Source organism: Pseudomonas crudilactis (genome assembly GCF_013433315.1).
In the GTDB taxonomy this organism is placed as follows: Bacteria; Pseudomonadota; Gammaproteobacteria; order Pseudomonadales; family Pseudomonadaceae; genus Aquipseudomonas; species Aquipseudomonas crudilactis.
Map to the genome: position 1 here is coordinate 567,245 of NZ_WXVV01000001.1, position 14,832 is coordinate 582,076.

The following is a 14,832-nucleotide window of genomic DNA, read 5'->3' on the forward strand; positions in this document are numbered from 1 at the left end:
CCGGCCTTACAACTGCCAGGAACCGATATCGGCATTCACGCCGTCGCCGTCCGGCTGACCGTCGGCACCGAGGGAAAAGATGTCGATCTCGCCATTCGCGCCAGGGTTGAGGTACTGATAAGGACGCCCCCACGGATCGTTCGGCAAGCGCTCCAGGTACGAGCGCCAATTGCTGTTCTTCGCATCCGCCGGCCGCTCCACCAGCACCTTCAGGCCTTGGTTCATGCTCGGATAAGTGCCGTGATCGAGGCGATACAGCTTCAACGCCTGCATCAACCCACCAATATCCTGCTTCGCCGCCGTCGCCCGCGCCTGATCAGGCCGGTCGAGCACTTTCGGCACCACCATCGCCGCGAGAATCCCCAGAATGACCACGACCACCATGATCTCGATCAGGGTAAAACCCTGCTGCCCACGCGGCGCGCGCATCGGTTGCTGAAGCGATTTGAAAGGTGCGATATCCATCTCGACATTCCCTGGCTTGATTCGATTCGACGCGCAGTGTTGCAAGAAGATATGTCAGTGATGTTGAAAATCCTCGGGTGTTTTCGTCGTCAAGCCGTCAAGGACGCGGGTTAGCGTCGAGGGCTGGGTTTTGGTTTTGGGCGGTTTATGCGTGCGCGTTCGCGGGAAGCGGGTTTCACGTTGATTGAGGTGCTGGTGGCGCTAGCGATTATTGCCGTGGCGATGTCGGCGGCTGTGCGGGTGGCGGGGTTGATGACGCAGAGCAGCGGAGTTTTGAGGGATCGGTCGGTGGCGATGATTGCGGCGCAGAGTCGGATGGCGGAGTTGCGGTTGGAAGGGAAGTTGCCGATGGGGATGAAGGCGCAGGAATGTGATCAGGGGCGGTTGTTGCTGCGGTGTGAGCAGGTGATCAGCGCAGCCGAAAATGGCCGCTTGCTCAAGATTGGTATCCAGGTATTCGACCGCAATCAGGATGCACCGCCGTTGGCCAAGCTTGAGACGTTGTTGTCCCGAACGGAAAGCCCCTCACCCTAGCCCTCTCCCAAAGGGAGAGGGAACCGATTCGGGGATATTCGAGAGCTATACCGACTTGAACGTCTTTCATTGAATCCAAAATGGCCAAGCTCACAAAGCCAAATCGAATCCTTCCCCGAGGCCATAATCGCCAAGATCTTCCAGGTCGACGTACCCCGCAAGACACCTCGGTCGGCCCCCTCTCCCTCCGGGAGAGGGCTGGGGTGAGGGCCGCTTCTACTCGCAACCCCCAGAATCACCAAAGCCATAATCGCCAAGGTCCTTCACCAAAACCATAATCACCAAAATCTTCCAGGTCGACGTACCACGCAAGACAACTCGGTCGGCCCCCTCTCCCCCCGGGAGAGGGCTGGGGTGAGGGCCGTTTCTACTCGCAACCCCCAGAATCACCAAAGCCATAATCCCCAAGGCCCTTTCACCAAAACCATAATCACCAAAATCTTCCAGGTCGACGTACCTCGCAAGACACCTCGGTCGGCCCCCTCTCCCTCCGGGAGAGGGCTGGGGTGAGGGCCGCTTCTAATCGCAAGCCCCCAAACCCGGCAACAGATTCGCCACGTTCTGCGCACTGGCCTGAACCAAAGCAACCAATCAATCAGCCCCATCCAAATCAACCAGCCCCACCACCGGAACCTGCCACGAAGGCTTTTTCCCACTCTGACTATCAAACGCACGACGAGCCTCACGAAAATCATCGACGTGCTCCACAACCCAAGTCCAAATCGGCGACATACGAACCAACAGCTCCATCCCCAACGCCGTCAGCTCATACTCGACATGGGGCGGCACTTGATCCAACTCCCGCCGTATCAGCAGACCATCGCGTTCCAGCGCACGCAGCGTCTTGGTCAACATGCGCTGAGTCACGCCCGTCATTTGCCGTTTGATCTCGGCATGACGCATCGTGCCGTACACACCCAGAGCATGCAGGATACCCAGTGACCAGCGGCTACCGGCGTGAGCCAGGACTTCGCGCCGCACGCCATCATCGTCTCGTCTTAGCGTCTGGCAGATCGCTTCTGCCTGGCTAAGGGTTTCCTCATCGGTCATGTGTCCCCCTGGTATCACGCGTGTGCCTTCTTCTGAGCGCTGCGCAATCGTGCCAGCATCGCCAAATCATACAGACGACGGATCTCAGGAGACATCATGACCGCAGCGACCCACCCTTCCCCACAATCCATTCTCGTACTCGGCGCCGGCGAACTCGGCCTGCCGGTGCTGCGCAATCTTGCGCGGGTAGCCGAGCGCTCGACCGGCAGCACCATCAGCGTCCTGCTGAGGGATTCGACCATCAACACGCAAGCTCCCGAGAAAAAACTGGAAATCGATGAACTGCGCAGTCTGGGCATCCAACTGGTCGCTGCAGACCTGGTTAACGATTCCATCGATCAACTGGCCGAAGTGTTCGCAGCATTCGACACCGTCATAGGCTGCGCCGGCATGGTCGCGGGCCGGGAAACGCCGATGAAACTGGCGACCGCAGCGCTCAAGTCCGGCGTGAAGCGCTACTTCCCTTGGCAGTTTGGCGTCGATTTCGAAGTGATTGGCCGGGGCAGCCCGCAGGATTTGTTCGATGCGCAACTCGACGTGCGCGAGCTGCTTCGTGCCCAGGATAAAACCGAATGGGTGATCATCTCGACCGGCATGTTCACCAGTTTTCTGTTCGAGCCAGTATTTGAAGTCGTCGACTTTGAGAACCACACCGTCAACGCCTTGGGCAGCCTGGAAACCAGCGTGACGCTCACGACACCCGAGGACATCGGCAAGCTGACAGCGGAAATCGTCTTCTTCGAACCGCGCTTTCGCAATGAGATCGTCTACCTGTCTGGCGACACGGTGACGTATGGGCAGGTGGCGAACCTGCTCGAGCGTGTGCTGGGGCGGCCGTTCAAGCGTAACGTCTGGACGGTTCCGTACCTGATGCAGGAACTGGAAAAAGACCCCACCCACCACATCAAAAAATACCGCGCCGTATTTGCCCAAGGCAGAGGCGTGTCGTGGCCGAAAGCGGGGACTTTCAACGAGCGGCAGTCGATTCAGGTCACTACGGCTGAACAGTGGGCTCGGGACAACCTCGCAGTTGATTGACGCAAAGAATGCATCCCACTTGCAGGTCCTGATACGCGTACATCATCTCGACATTTATCGCGGCTGAAGAGCCAGCACGCTCCCACCTTGGAACACACTCAAAGGTGGGAGCGAGCCTGCTCGCGAAAGCGCCAGAGTTCACACCTGATCAATCACCAAGTGCCCCCGACACCCGCATCACTCCGGCAATTGCAAATTATCCAACGCCCGATTCACGGCCAACTTCCCGAGCATGATCAACTGCGCAATCCCCGCCAGCGCCTGTCGCTGCGATGCCGGCAACAGGCTGGAGACGTTCTGGGCGATGGTTTTGGCCGAAGCGAGTGTTGCACTGGCATCGACCAGCAGTTCTTCGGTTTTGTTGTCCGCCGTCACGGCATACATCCCACGGTTTTTCCGTGGAGGCGGCGTGGAACCGGGTGGACAGAGGTAATGGTCGAGCGCGCGGTCGGCGGCTTCGTGGAGTTTTTTGGAATCGATGGATTCGTAGGGGGAAACCGAGGCGGTTTCGGGCGGGTTGGGTGTTGGTTTGATCATGGTGAAGCTCCTTGATGACTGGAGCCGCCACCGTTCGCGGTCAAACAAACAGGGTGGCAGCTGTACGCGGGTTGACCGACCGGACATCAAGGAATCCGGCACACCCGAAGGTGTCCCACGCACAGCCACCGCGACATGATTTCAGACAATGCCTGAACACGTGCAGAACGCTGGCGCGCCTTGATATTGGGCGGACGGTCAAATCCGATCGCTGATTCGTCAGCGACCGGACCACAATAGAACCCGTCTCCAAGGCGCACAAGCCAGCGGATTCTGGCGTAGCTGTAGGCAATGGCGCAAGGATGTGTAGCCTGGGAGAGTGTTTGGAGATGTCTTTTTAAACGTTGGCGTTTATCGGAATCCTCATTGCGTCTCGGATCCCACGACAGATCCGGCACCTTGCCCCAACAGACGTAAGCGGCCAGCGAACACATCCCCCTGAAGCTGACGATGGAACCATCTCCTCCATTGAACCGAGGTCGCAGTGGTTATGCGGATTCTGTTCTCTATAATCACCGACCGGCCATGTTTAGGGTGCCTGTTATGCCAACCTCCGCTGATCAAAACTCCGCTGTCGTTTTATGCGCCGCTTCCAATAACGACCTGGAAGATCTGGTAGCCATCAGGATTGAAGCCATGCGCGAGAGCCTTGAACGGCTTGGACGATTTGACCCAGATCGTGCGCGCGAACGATTTATTGGTGGGTTCAACGCTAACAGCACACGCCGCATAGAAGTATCAGGTGATCTGGTCGGTTTTGTCGTAATCAAAGACCAGCAGAGCGAGTTGCTGCTTGATCATCTGTATGTGATACCCAGTGCTCAAGGAGCAGGAATCGGCTCTGAAGTGCTTACTCGGATTTTCAGAGAGGCTGATGAGATCGGGCGTCCCATCAAGGTGGGGGCTCTCAAGGAAAGCGCTTCAAATCGTTTTTACACTCGCCATGGCTTCGTGTTCGTCGAAAGCGGTGAATTCGATAATTACTATGTCCGGGCTACCGGTAATGCCGTTGATTTGGGCGACTAGGCAGATCTTGATACGGTGCAACGTCAGAGGTTGCACCGTTAGATGGGCATCCACCTATGCGGTAGATGGGACGGATCTATTTTTCAAAAAAAATTCGTCCCCTTTTCCCCTTTTAAATGGCCGAGGTCGCCAGATGTCACTGACAACCCCCACCCAATCAAAACCTGCTCGCAGGCAGCGAAATGCGGCACTGATGTACCGCACTGACAATTACGCCGAATAGGCTTTTGTCAGTACCCCTCCTCCCGGGCCAAGAAGAACCAGACTCACGATATCTGCCGGATGAGGCGTTCCGACATACGGAACACCCGAATTCCGATAGCCAGAAATCCTGACCATGTTGCCGCCTTGACTGCCATTAAAGTCGATCGCGCCGTTTACACACCCACCGTCCGTGAGGTCGACCATATTGCCTGCGCCCTGCAGCAAAATTCCCCGGTAGTTGGGGTTCACCGCAGCCGCTGTCGCACCAAGTACACCGCTGATCTTGTTCGCCGCGCCATAGTTCTCAATGCAATAAACGCCACGGGTTGCGTAGTAATCGCAGTCACTGAAGGCGTTCTGGTTGCTGAGAATCTTCAGCGGGCAGTGGCCTCCCTCAAAGTGTGAGTTGACCGCCGTACAGCCGGGTGCACTCGCCTGGATATAGACAGAGGCAGCGGGAACGTGACTGGTTGAAGAACGGTTCCAAGGGTGCAGGTTGTCCGCTCTGAAATTCCTGCTCGCAATCAATCCGAAATAGGTGTTGTCCTTCAATACGCCGCAGTCAAGCAACGTTACGTTGGTCATTGAGGAATCAGTCGGGCCGTTATACATCCAGCCATGGCCACCCGTGGTGTCGATCAGAATGTCTTCATAGGTGCTTTCAAAACCAAGAGGACGTTCACCATCAATAATGTCGAAGTCAGTGATCAGACCATGGAGTGCCGATTGCGTGATGGTGACCTGCCGAAGATTCTGCTTGGCCCCTTTGAGTGCGAAGGTCTGCCCGTTAGAGTTTTTGGCGCGGTTGCCATGGAACTGCATACCCACAACCGAAACGTTGTCCGTGTTGATGTTGAAATTCGAGGTTATGAAGTCCTGGTTCAGGCCGTCTCTGGCCTTGAGAACAGTAAAAAACTGCCCTTTACCAACCCATGACATATTCGGAATGATTGCAATGTGCTCGCAGACATAGGTGCCATGTCCCCACATGATTCGCGCCCCTGCCTTCGTCACTGCTGCGATGGCCGAGTTCAAAACGTTCTGGGTATTTACCGTGCCATCGCGCTTGAATCCACACTGTTCAGCCGTGACGTTACCGTCGTGCATCAACTTCCATCGGCCGCCATCGTACGCAACGATGACCATGGGACTCGACTCGGGAGTCGTCGTATCTGCCGCGTCTAAAACGTAATCTACGTGGCCGCCATCTCCGCGAGCAGCGAAGCCTAGTGTGGAAACCTTCCTGGTCGTAGCCGAGCTCACAGCGCGCAAATCGGTGAGGGTATCGACACCGATGCAATCAACCTGGGCAGCGCTATTGGTCGCGTTATCTGTCATTAGGCATGACTCCTTTTATGTGAAAAATCCTCCGCACCTGTCGGGGCCGAGAGTTTTTTCAATGATTAAGTTGCTACCGCCGAACCGTTGAGACCGGGGCAGCTGAAACGTTGGGTTTCGAACCGGGTTGTTGAACCGGTCGGAGCAACGGTATGCGTTAATGCATAATTAATCAATGCACAAATGCATTTCATAATGCGGAAAAATGCTTATACGCATTTATCACTCTGATCGCGCAACAAACTGAATGACCGATTTACGGCTCAAACGCCGTCTGGTCGATGGGGAAGATAACGATGAGACACGGTAAGAGGTGATCGTTGTTGCCCTGTAAGCAGACGATCCGTTTGGCGGAGAATAGGTGACTGACCAAGGCTGACTGCAGGTCTTTGATCGCAGCCGGCACGGTTTGAGACTTTAGTGGCCCCGTGAATCCAAATGAACACGCCGCAGCAGAGTAACCGACCCGCTCCCATAGATTTCAGCGCCAGACACAACATCTGCAATCAGCATAAAACCCTGTGGGAGCGAGCCTGCTCGCGAAGGCGCCAGAATGAACACCCGATCAATCACCAGGTGATCCCGGCACCCGCATCACTCCGGCAACTGCAAGTTATCCAGTGCCCGATTCACCGCCAACTCCCCGAGCATGATCAACTGCGCAATCCCCGCCAGCGCATGGCGCTGCGATGCCGGCAACAGGCTGGAGACGTTCTGGGCGATGGTTTTGGCCGAAGCGAGTGTTGCACTGGCATCGACCAGTAGTTCTTCGGTTTTGTTGTCGGCGGTGACGGCATACATCCCACGGTTTTTGCGTGGCGGCGGCGTGGAACCGGGCGGACAGAGGTAATGGTCGAGCGCGCGGTCGGCGGCTTCGTGGAGTTTTTTGGAATCGATGGATTCGTAGGGAGACGTGCAGATAGATTCGGGTGGGTTGGGTGTTGGTTTGATCATGAGTGAATCTCCAAATCATAGAAAAGGAGCCATCATCTTTCGCTACCAAACGAAGGGGTGGTGGCCATACGAAGGTTGGTAGACCGGTGACTTGGAGAACCGGCGCGCCCGAAGACGCCCTGCGCATGGCCACCATAAATACACAGCCCCAAAAAGGTCTGTATCGGGTGACGCTATGCGCCAAGTCTAAGCCGGGCTACCAAACCCGATCGCTGATTCGTCAGCGACCGGACCACAATAGAATCCGACCCAAAAGCGCACAAGCCGGCGGATTCTGGCGTAGCTGTAGGCAAAGGCGCAAGGATGTGTAGCCTGGGAGAGTGTTTGGAGATGTCTTTTTAAACGCTGGTGTTTATCGAGACCTTACTGCGGCACCTCCCCCCTTAAACAAATCTGCCCCATTACCGGCAATTGTTCCCGCGCACAAAGCGTAAACCCAGTCGGGGCGTAAAGGCATTGCGAGCGACTCGACAGAAGCCACTCACCAACAGTCAATCAAAGAGTTGTAAGAAATGTTGAGCGCAACTTTTGCCTCAGGCATTCTGTGCGACGCAAATGTACATGGACGGTAGATTTTTGGCGGTACTGTTAAATGAACCTAAAAATATTAGCCATCAGCCTTTTATGTTGCGTCAGTTTATTTTCTAGCGCAGCAGACGTTCCTATCAAAGAGGGAATGCCATTTTCGAAAGCCCGAAAAGCTTTGATCAAAAATGGCTGGAAGCCGAATCCGTCCTACTCAGGTGAGTTCGGGGTTGAAAACGTCATCCAAAGAAAAGGCTTCAATGAAATCGAGTCTTGCACGGAGGGCGTCCGTTTCTGCAGCTTCAACTACATCAAGAACGGAGATTGTTTAGGTGTAGGAACTGTCGGCGAAGAAGTCAAAGACATGAAAGTTTATTCCTGGAACTTCAAATGCCCTGAAAAGGATTGAAACCAGAAATCGACAACAAAGTGGGCGGCGCTTCCCGAAGGTCCAGGCAAGAAGAATCACTATCCTCCGCAACCTTACGCCGAGTATCCGGACTTTTTATCGACCTACCAATCTGCGGAGGAACTGTCCAATGAAGGCTTCAACCCTAGTACTTGTCGCAGTTTATTGCATGGGTATCAGCGCAGCGTTTGCCGGCGGCTCACAGGCGTCAAACGAAAAGCACGGGCCAGCAGGCATCGTCGTCGGTGAGCGTTTAGTGGCGGCCAGGGCCAAGCTAGTCAAACAAGGCTGGAAGCCGACGCGGATGCATACCAACGACGGCTATGAGTACAGCGGCGTGGAGAAGGAGCTGGCTACACGCAAGTTCTTCGAACTGGACACCTGCTCGTTTGATAGCTCGCGCTGCATCTTGTACTACGCGAAGAAAGGAACTTGCCTACGCGTCGATACCCTCGGTGAGCAATTCAATGACATGACGGTGACGCGATGGACCCGCGAATGTCCTGAAGCGACTCAATAACCAAACGAAGACGGCACGGTAATAATCAACTGCTCCCACAGGTTTCAGCGTTGTACACAACATCTGCAATCAGCACAAAACCCTGTGGGAGCGAGCCTGCTCGCGAAAGCGTCAGAATGAACACCCGATCAATCACCAGGTGATCCCGGCACCCGCATCAACCCGGCAATTGCAAATTATCCAACGCCCGATTCACCGCCAACTCCCCGAGCATGATCAACTGCGCAATCCCCGCCAGCGCTTGGCGCTGCGATGCCGGCAACAGGCTGGCGACGTTCTGCGCGAGGGTTTTGGCCGAAGCGAGTGTTTCACTGGCATCGATCAGCAGTTCTTCGTTTTTGTAGTCCGCCGTTACGGCGTACATCCCGCGTTTCTTGCGTGGCGGCGGAGTGGAACCGGGCGGACAGAGGTAATGGTCGAGCGCGCGGTCGGCGGCTTCGTGGAGTTTTTTGGAATCGATGGATTCGTAGGGGGAAACCGAGGCGGTTTCTGGCGGGTTGGGTGTTGGTTTGATCATGGTGAAGCTCCATATTTATACCTGGTGGAACCACCAAAACCTGTCGCTAAACAAAGTAAGGGTGGCAGCTGTACGCGGGTTAGCGAACCGAGAGGTATAAGACCCGGCAGACCCGAAGGTCTCCCACGCACAGCCACCATATCGTCGTCGCAAACGTCTGCGACAAACTGGAGCGTCGTTGTACTTATACCTGGTCAGGTCGCTAAACCCGGTCGCTGGGTTGCCAGCGACACGTAGACGATAAAGACCAGGTACAAAGCGCACAAGCCGGCGGATTCTGGCGTAGCTGTAGGCAAAGGCGCAAGGGTGTGTAGCCTAAGAGAGTGTTTGGAAATGTCTTTTAAACGCTGGCGTTTATCTAGCCCCTTTTCCAATACATCTCCTAAATAGATCTCCCCTTTCCCAACAGACGATAGAAGTTCCGCATCATCAAATAAATCGGCGTACCTGAGCATATTTTCGCTAAAACGCCGGTAACAGTTGGCCCGAAAACAGCGCCCAAGGCGAGAAAGCGAATGCAGGCGACTTATTAAAAGACGTCACGAACATTTTGGTTATCATTGGCACCCGGCGTACCTGAACCTCTTTCAAAGTCGGCTGTAGTAGATATGGCACGGGCCGATTGGATTAGATCGTCATGACATCATGGCGAAAGAGCACGTACGGCGCGGAGATGTTTGGGAGTGAGGTCGGACAATGGCTTTGCCTTAGTTATAGTCATGCTCGCTGCTTGGCCGATTCCATCGTAAACAAACCATCGTGTCACATACTTGGGTTTCACATTCCACGCAGTCTTAGATACTCGTCAAGGCGTTGATACCGAACATCTTGAGTCAGCTCAGGAGCCGCGTGAGCTATTGAATTCAGGCACTGCCTCAAATCCATAGCAGGCCACTGTTGGCCATCAACCATTGCATTAAGAAGTCGCAAGGAATCATGCGGAAATCGAGTACATAGGTTGGCCTGATGCAGTTGATGCACAACGTAATAAGGATGTTCAACCGGCCGTAACCAATCCTGCACAGCTGTTAAAGCGATGGGGAAATTATTTCCAGCGGCAATACTCAAGCGCGCGAGGGATTCGGCGATACCGCTAGTGGCAAGGTCACGAGATTTGGGCCAAATGTTTTGCCAGAACGGTTGGATGCGGTTCCTCCAATAATCCTCTCGCTGCTCACCAGCACCTTCGAGGGCCTGAGAAAGGGCTTGCGCAGATTCCTGCAATCCTTCTTGTGGGAACGCCTCGATGGCGAGACGAAAGTCTTCTTGGGTATAGCCATCCATAGGCTCCAGTGCCGCATAGGTTATAAATGCAGCGAATTGATGCCTGTGTTCTCCCAAGTCGACGTAATGGTGTGCGGTTTCAAGAAAACAAGATTTGAAGGCAGCAAGTAGGGGTCCATATAGCCGAGGCGACCACAAAAAACCTTCCCATACTGCCTTAGCTTCCGATGGATCTACCCTCCAATCAAATAGTGGTAATAGATGCTGTTCTGTCCATGAACGATCTACACGGAATAGTGCAATCAATCGCGACCCCAGCAGTACTCTGCCATGCCGAAAATGTGCTACCCGGGTATTACACAGCTGAGTGAAGATAGGTTGGATTTCAGTGGGCAACTCATCGTTATCATTTGGCCCACGTTTGAACCATAGATTTAGCAAGGCCTGTGTGACATGCCCAACAGGGTGATTGATAGCCTCAGTGACAGGTTGAACGATCACCTCGGCATTTCTCGTCATACCCGTGCCAGACTCGAACGAAAGCACCAATAAACGACGACAAAGATCCAGAAAAATCGCTTCATTACGGTCAATAGACTTAGATACCGCATCTAACCACCAAGACAGGCTGCGCACGAGCTCTGCTAGTATTTCCTCGGGAAACGTCTGTACCAAGAACGCAGCATATCGCCAAGAGCGTAGCGCCTGACCTTCCTCACTCCACACCTGTAGTGCTTCCCGCCAACGACCCACGGGCCATAATCCCTCTAGCGATAGATCTCGCAGAGCAAGCAGGCTGTGATAAAACCTGGTACGACATGTCTCACGCCAGGTGTCTTCGTAATATGGGCGCCGAATCGGCGATGGCTGTTTGAGCCAATGGACCAGTTCCTGTCGTTTACGCGGTGCGTTAACGACATCACGGCTTTCTTCGTAATCTGGATCTCCGGTACCGCTCATCCAGTGAGAAAACTCATCACTTTCATTATCTGCAAGTTGCCATTCAGGATGGCTACTGGACAGATCTGTCAAGCGTGTTTCCGCTAAAGCCCCCAAAGTGAGACCTGAAGAATTTAGTTTGGCCAGATACAACCAGACTGAATGCTGGACCAAGTCTTGCCACCGTTCTGGCTCAAGATCGTCTCGATACATCTCGCGGGGTGGACCGGCCAAGATTACAGCTTCCAATCGATCTTGCTCTGGTAACGCAAGTCGAGCGCCCTGAAGGACCAGAAGTCTGAACGTTTCCCGCCTCGTACAAACAGACCACAACCACCAAGCGTCGTCAGAAACTAACCATTCAACCCAGCATTCCGGGCAAACGGCATGATCCTGGGATGCGGCAAAGAACGCCAATCGCTTAAATGTAGGGTACGGCACATCAAACCAACTCTCAGCAATCCACCGAGCTCGTTTTGTTTCGCTTGAGTGAAGTCTCAACCATGCATCGCGAAGTAGTTCGATCAATGTTATCCAGTCACGGAAACCACGATTTTGGGGGTGTGGACTAATAGAAGGTAGATCCCAATGTGATCGGTCGTCGTAATCATCTGCCTCTTTCAGCTCGCGCAACAAAGCTAGAGCATCTCGTAAGAGAAGCTGAAAATCATCCAGCAAGCCCGGTATTGCTGCAGTCCAATGGTCATTATCCAGATCGATCATTGAGGAGTTCACATTATCTGCAGCAAGAACTAACTCCCAGTCCACCAATCGCCGAATACGTGAAACCTCATCTGTGTCTTCATTTTCTTCGTCGCCCCAGCGGAACGATTCCTTCAACACGACCTTTGGTGCCAGCAATTCACGCAACTCTAGGCGGAGAGTGGCAGTGAGCCCATCACGCTTCAGTCGAGCTTCCCAGCGATAAAGATCCAACTCACGCGTTGGTGATTTCACTCGCCCGGTAAGCAGTAAACTCCAGAACGTTAGCATCAATGGTCCAGGAATGGCATTGGGTGCGTTGGTCCGGATCTCGTCCAACTCAGAGGTGTTGCCATCTTTTGTCAATCGAGCGAAGCGATCTAACTCATGCTCAATCAGCCAAGGCCAACGATCATGCAACTGACCGCCTCGCTGAGAAATCCAAATAATCAACGCAGGATCGTTCAGGTGACGTACTAACCAGCGTGCCAGTTGGAACATCACGTTATCCCATTGTCCACCAGTTGATTGGCCGACTAGCGTCATTAACGGTGCGAGATGATAAGGGCTAGGGCGCCGAATCAAACTAAAGGCGAGTTTCGTATCGACTTCGGCACGTGAGTGGATATCGAATCTGGCAAGATCGCTGTGTCCGTATCGGTCTACCGAGAACGCTTCTAGCAGCCAGTCCAGTGATGGCGTTGGATTGAATTCGGCAAACCGTTTGGCCGGGAGCCCTGATCGATCTGACAATGCCCAAAGCATCCTGCCGACGAAGTCATCCTGGCGTGTGCTGGCAGCCGGGCGCGCCAGTGCATGGCTGACCACAATGCGTTCTTTCCCAAGCACACCATCGCGGTAGGTTTCACCCCAGGCCTTTAGTGTTTTATGCATAGCCGAATGATCATGGCTGCCGACAGGCACTTCGTAGAGGATGGGTGTAACACCTTTAGCGCGCCACTCGATGTTTTTGCTCGACTCTTGTCCGGGCTCGCAATCCCCAAGAGCCCACGCTTGGGGTGTGACCTCGCCCAGCATTCGGTCAGCAGCCAAAGCGTCCATCATGTAGCGCAACACTGGGTCATTAATGCTGTACCCAACAAAGCACACCACATAGTTACGAAAAAGCTCAGACACAAACCGGGCTGCCCAGCGTTCGGTTAGATAAGCGAGACCAAAATCGCCGCTGGTAATTACTAACCGGTGCAACGCGCTGTGATCCGTTTTTTCGGGCAGCACGCCATGTAGATAAACCAGTCCATCCCAGCGGCTATTCTTGGGAATGGGCAACATCGGTGCAGCAAAGGTACTGAGAGATTGCCTTTCACGTTTGGCCACCCGTTCGAAGACTCGGTCGAAGTTCGTCGTCACTAGTCGCAACGCGCCTTCGCGACATTTGGCCAACTGCAGCAAAGCCGTATGCGTGTCTGTAGCACCTTTAAGACGTAGGTTAGGTTGCAGTGACTGAGCTAGCGCCTTGCGCATGGACAAGCCCTGACGTTGCCCTGGCAATCGGTCTTCCAAAATATTTAACGTGGCGTCGAACTGACTGCGGCCATAGGCGTCTTGCTCAATTGCCGAACGAGTGGTGCCTACGCGCTGGTATATCTCATCCACTAGCCCCCTGAAACCGGGCAAGCCAGCGGGATAGGAAATGCCTGCGCCGCAAAAAAAAACGACGCGCCCTTCCTCATGTGCCTGCAGGAGCGCATCGGGGATATCTGGACCATTCAAGATGAACTGCATTCCCTTGCTTCCTGAGAAATCGAAATTTACTTACCCATGTTTCCTGCGGGCGGCGGTTTCTGCTCTGTAGCGAGAGGAGCATCGGGAGCAGTAAACCACGTAAGAGTAGACTCAAATCCATTAATACGGATTCTCTGATGCGACGCTCCTACGTGACATAAATTCACATAAGGCTTAACAACTGGTGAATATTCCTATTAGCTCGTTCGGGTTTATCGGTCCATGCGACCGTCACATTCTTACGTTTGAGTGCCGAGATGAAACGCTCTAGAACATAAGGTTCTGCATCTATATGGATATAAAGTTTACGAAGCGTTTTTTCTCTAGGTTTTTTCGGCAACACTAGGGACATCGGTCCAATGAGATAGATTTTATGCGCGTCATCGATTACCTGACGAAGCTCAGGTTGCCTAAATGCATCCCGGTGAGTCCTGCAGTTAGCCTGAAGATCCGCAAAGGTCAGCTCTTGAGGAATTTCGTCATTGAGCGTCTTTAAAAACTCATTGAAATCGAAGACTTTGCCTCCACCTTCAAGCCCAAGTTCTTCCCGAATGTACTGCTTATCTTGCAGTGTTAGGTAAACGACAAACTTGTTTTTTTCAGGCTCGTAAACTTTATGTCTACCGTACATTTTCAATGGAATCATGCGGGCAGTTCGTGCCAAGTATAGAAAGAGCTGATCATGAGAGTCGTCGTCATCAGAGAAGAACATCATGAATACGAAGATGCCACGTCCATTCTGGATTTCAAAGACTACTGTCTGCCTGTCGTTCTGGCGCGCGGCGACATAAATATTACTGATTCTACTGAAGTCAAAAGGCTCCCCCACAAAAAACTCCCTAATGGTGTAAACCGGCATACCGGCGTTAACAACTCTCGGATATTAGCGAACCTTGACCACCGATTCCAACCGGTAGCGGACACTCACGACGATCTATCCCTGCCCGAAACCAAATGCCAACACTTTTTGCCTGTCAATTCTATTCCTCCGTAAAGGCGATCGAACTGACGCCTAAAAGAAACAGCAAAGATTACTAACCTCAACCCTGCAAATCAGGGACGAATCAACCTAGGCAACACCACCCCCTCCCCCAACCTCTCCAC

General features: G+C 53.6%; 13 protein-coding genes. 5 read left to right on the plus strand and 8 right to left on the minus strand.

What is annotated here, in order from left to right:
• Nucleotides 1-6: 6 nt before the first annotated feature.
• A complete protein-coding gene (gene gspG, locus GTU76_RS02340) occupies nucleotides 7-465 on the minus strand; it encodes a type II secretion system major pseudopilin GspG (protein ID WP_371748295.1) in 459 nt (152 codons plus the stop codon).
• 147 nt (nucleotides 466-612) lie between these two features.
• On the opposite strand from gspG, the gene gspI reads away from it, so the two are divergent.
• Entirely contained in the window at nucleotides 613-999 is a 387-nt protein-coding gene (gene gspI / locus GTU76_RS02345) for a type II secretion system minor pseudopilin GspI (protein ID WP_180697988.1), read from the plus strand.
• A 591-nt stretch (nucleotides 1,000-1,590) separates the two neighbouring features.
• On the opposite strand, the gene GTU76_RS02350 is transcribed toward gspI, so the two are convergent.
• On the minus strand, nucleotides 1,591-2,049 hold the full coding sequence (locus GTU76_RS02350; RefSeq protein ID WP_180697989.1) for a winged helix-turn-helix transcriptional regulator: 459 nt from the start codon (nucleotides 2,047-2,049) through the stop codon (nucleotides 1,591-1,593).
• 96 nt (nucleotides 2,050-2,145) lie between these two features.
• Between GTU76_RS02350 and GTU76_RS02355 the strand changes: the two genes are divergently transcribed.
• Nucleotides 2,146-3,087, plus strand: coding sequence for an aromatic alcohol reductase (locus GTU76_RS02355; protein WP_180697990.1), 942 nt, complete (start codon nucleotides 2,146-2,148; stop codon nucleotides 3,085-3,087).
• Between the two features lie 177 nt (nucleotides 3,088-3,264).
• On the opposite strand, the gene GTU76_RS02360 is transcribed toward GTU76_RS02355, so the two are convergent.
• Nucleotides 3,265-3,624, minus strand: coding sequence for a DUF6124 family protein (locus tag GTU76_RS02360; RefSeq protein WP_180697991.1), 360 nt, complete (start codon nucleotides 3,622-3,624; stop codon nucleotides 3,265-3,267).
• Nucleotides 3,625-4,167: 543 nt separating this feature from the next.
• On the opposite strand from GTU76_RS02360, the gene GTU76_RS02365 reads away from it, so the two are divergent.
• Nucleotides 4,168-4,650: a GNAT family N-acetyltransferase gene (locus GTU76_RS02365; RefSeq protein ID WP_180697992.1), complete on the plus strand. Its 483-nt coding sequence runs from the start codon at nucleotides 4,168-4,170 to the stop codon at nucleotides 4,648-4,650.
• A 210-nt stretch (nucleotides 4,651-4,860) separates the two neighbouring features.
• On the opposite strand, the gene GTU76_RS02370 is transcribed toward GTU76_RS02365, so the two are convergent.
• Both GTU76_RS02370 and GTU76_RS02375 read right to left on the minus strand, forming a co-directional pair.
• Nucleotides 4,861-6,192: a hypothetical protein gene (locus GTU76_RS02370; protein ID WP_180697993.1), complete on the minus strand. Its 1,332-nt coding sequence runs from the start codon at nucleotides 6,190-6,192 to the stop codon at nucleotides 4,861-4,863.
• A gap of 594 nt (nucleotides 6,193-6,786) precedes the next feature.
• The gene (locus tag GTU76_RS02375) at nucleotides 6,787-7,146 is read right to left on the minus strand and encodes a DUF6124 family protein (protein WP_180697994.1); all 360 of its coding nucleotides are present in this window, start codon (nucleotides 7,144-7,146) and stop codon (nucleotides 6,787-6,789) included.
• A 592-nt stretch (nucleotides 7,147-7,738) separates the two neighbouring features.
• Here GTU76_RS02375 and GTU76_RS02380 point away from each other — a divergent pair.
• Nucleotides 7,739-8,080: a hypothetical protein gene (locus GTU76_RS02380; protein WP_246375988.1), complete on the plus strand. Its 342-nt coding sequence runs from the start codon at nucleotides 7,739-7,741 to the stop codon at nucleotides 8,078-8,080.
• A gap of 130 nt (nucleotides 8,081-8,210) precedes the next feature.
• Entirely contained in the window at nucleotides 8,211-8,600 is a 390-nt protein-coding gene (locus tag GTU76_RS02385) for a hypothetical protein (protein ID WP_180697995.1), read from the plus strand.
• Nucleotides 8,601-8,757: 157 nt separating this feature from the next.
• On the opposite strand, the gene GTU76_RS02390 is transcribed toward GTU76_RS02385, so the two are convergent.
• From GTU76_RS02390 to GTU76_RS02400, 3 genes are all read right to left on the minus strand, one after another.
• Nucleotides 8,758-9,117, minus strand: a complete 360-nt coding sequence (locus GTU76_RS02390; protein ID WP_180697996.1) for a DUF6124 family protein — start codon at nucleotides 9,115-9,117, stop codon at nucleotides 8,758-8,760.
• A 777-nt stretch (nucleotides 9,118-9,894) separates the two neighbouring features.
• Entirely contained in the window at nucleotides 9,895-13,728 is a 3,834-nt protein-coding gene (gene dsr1 / locus GTU76_RS02395) for an anti-phage defense-associated sirtuin Dsr1 (RefSeq protein WP_180697997.1), read from the minus strand.
• A gap of 163 nt (nucleotides 13,729-13,891) precedes the next feature.
• Nucleotides 13,892-14,587 (minus strand): hypothetical protein, encoded by a 696-nt coding sequence (locus GTU76_RS02400; RefSeq protein ID WP_180697998.1) that lies wholly within the window; start codon nucleotides 14,585-14,587, stop codon nucleotides 13,892-13,894.
• Nucleotides 14,588-14,832 lie beyond the last annotated feature (245 nt).

Bases quoted from the DNA above. Each gene is read 5' to 3' on its own strand.
- gspG (WP_371748295.1), bottom strand. From the start codon at position 465: ATGGATATCGCACCTTTCAAATCGCTTCAGCAACCGATGCGCGCGCCG.
- GTU76_RS02365 (WP_180697992.1), top strand. From the start codon at position 4,168: ATGCCAACCTCCGCTGATCAAAACTCCGCTGTCGTTTTATGCGCCGCT.
- gspI (WP_180697988.1), top strand. From the start codon at position 613: ATGCGTGCGCGTTCGCGGGAAGCGGGTTTCACGTTGATTGAGGTGCTG.
- GTU76_RS02385 (WP_180697995.1), top strand. From the start codon at position 8,211: ATGAAGGCTTCAACCCTAGTACTTGTCGCAGTTTATTGCATGGGTATC.
- GTU76_RS02355 (WP_180697990.1), top strand. From the start codon at position 2,146: ATGACCGCAGCGACCCACCCTTCCCCACAATCCATTCTCGTACTCGGC.
- GTU76_RS02350 (WP_180697989.1), bottom strand. From the start codon at position 2,049: ATGACCGATGAGGAAACCCTTAGCCAGGCAGAAGCGATCTGCCAGACG.
- GTU76_RS02360 (WP_180697991.1), bottom strand. From the start codon at position 3,624: ATGATCAAACCAACACCCAACCCGCCCGAAACCGCCTCGGTTTCCCCC.
- GTU76_RS02375 (WP_180697994.1), bottom strand. From the start codon at position 7,146: ATGATCAAACCAACACCCAACCCACCCGAATCTATCTGCACGTCTCCC.
- GTU76_RS02380 (WP_246375988.1), top strand. From the start codon at position 7,739: ATGAACCTAAAAATATTAGCCATCAGCCTTTTATGTTGCGTCAGTTTA.
- GTU76_RS02390 (WP_180697996.1), bottom strand. From the start codon at position 9,117: ATGATCAAACCAACACCCAACCCGCCAGAAACCGCCTCGGTTTCCCCC.
- GTU76_RS02400 (WP_180697998.1), bottom strand. From the start codon at position 14,587: ATGCCGGTTTACACCATTAGGGAGTTTTTTGTGGGGGAGCCTTTTGAC.
- dsr1 (WP_180697997.1), bottom strand. From the start codon at position 13,728: ATGCAGTTCATCTTGAATGGTCCAGATATCCCCGATGCGCTCCTGCAG.
- GTU76_RS02370 (WP_180697993.1), bottom strand. From the start codon at position 6,192: ATGACAGATAACGCGACCAATAGCGCTGCCCAGGTTGATTGCATCGGT.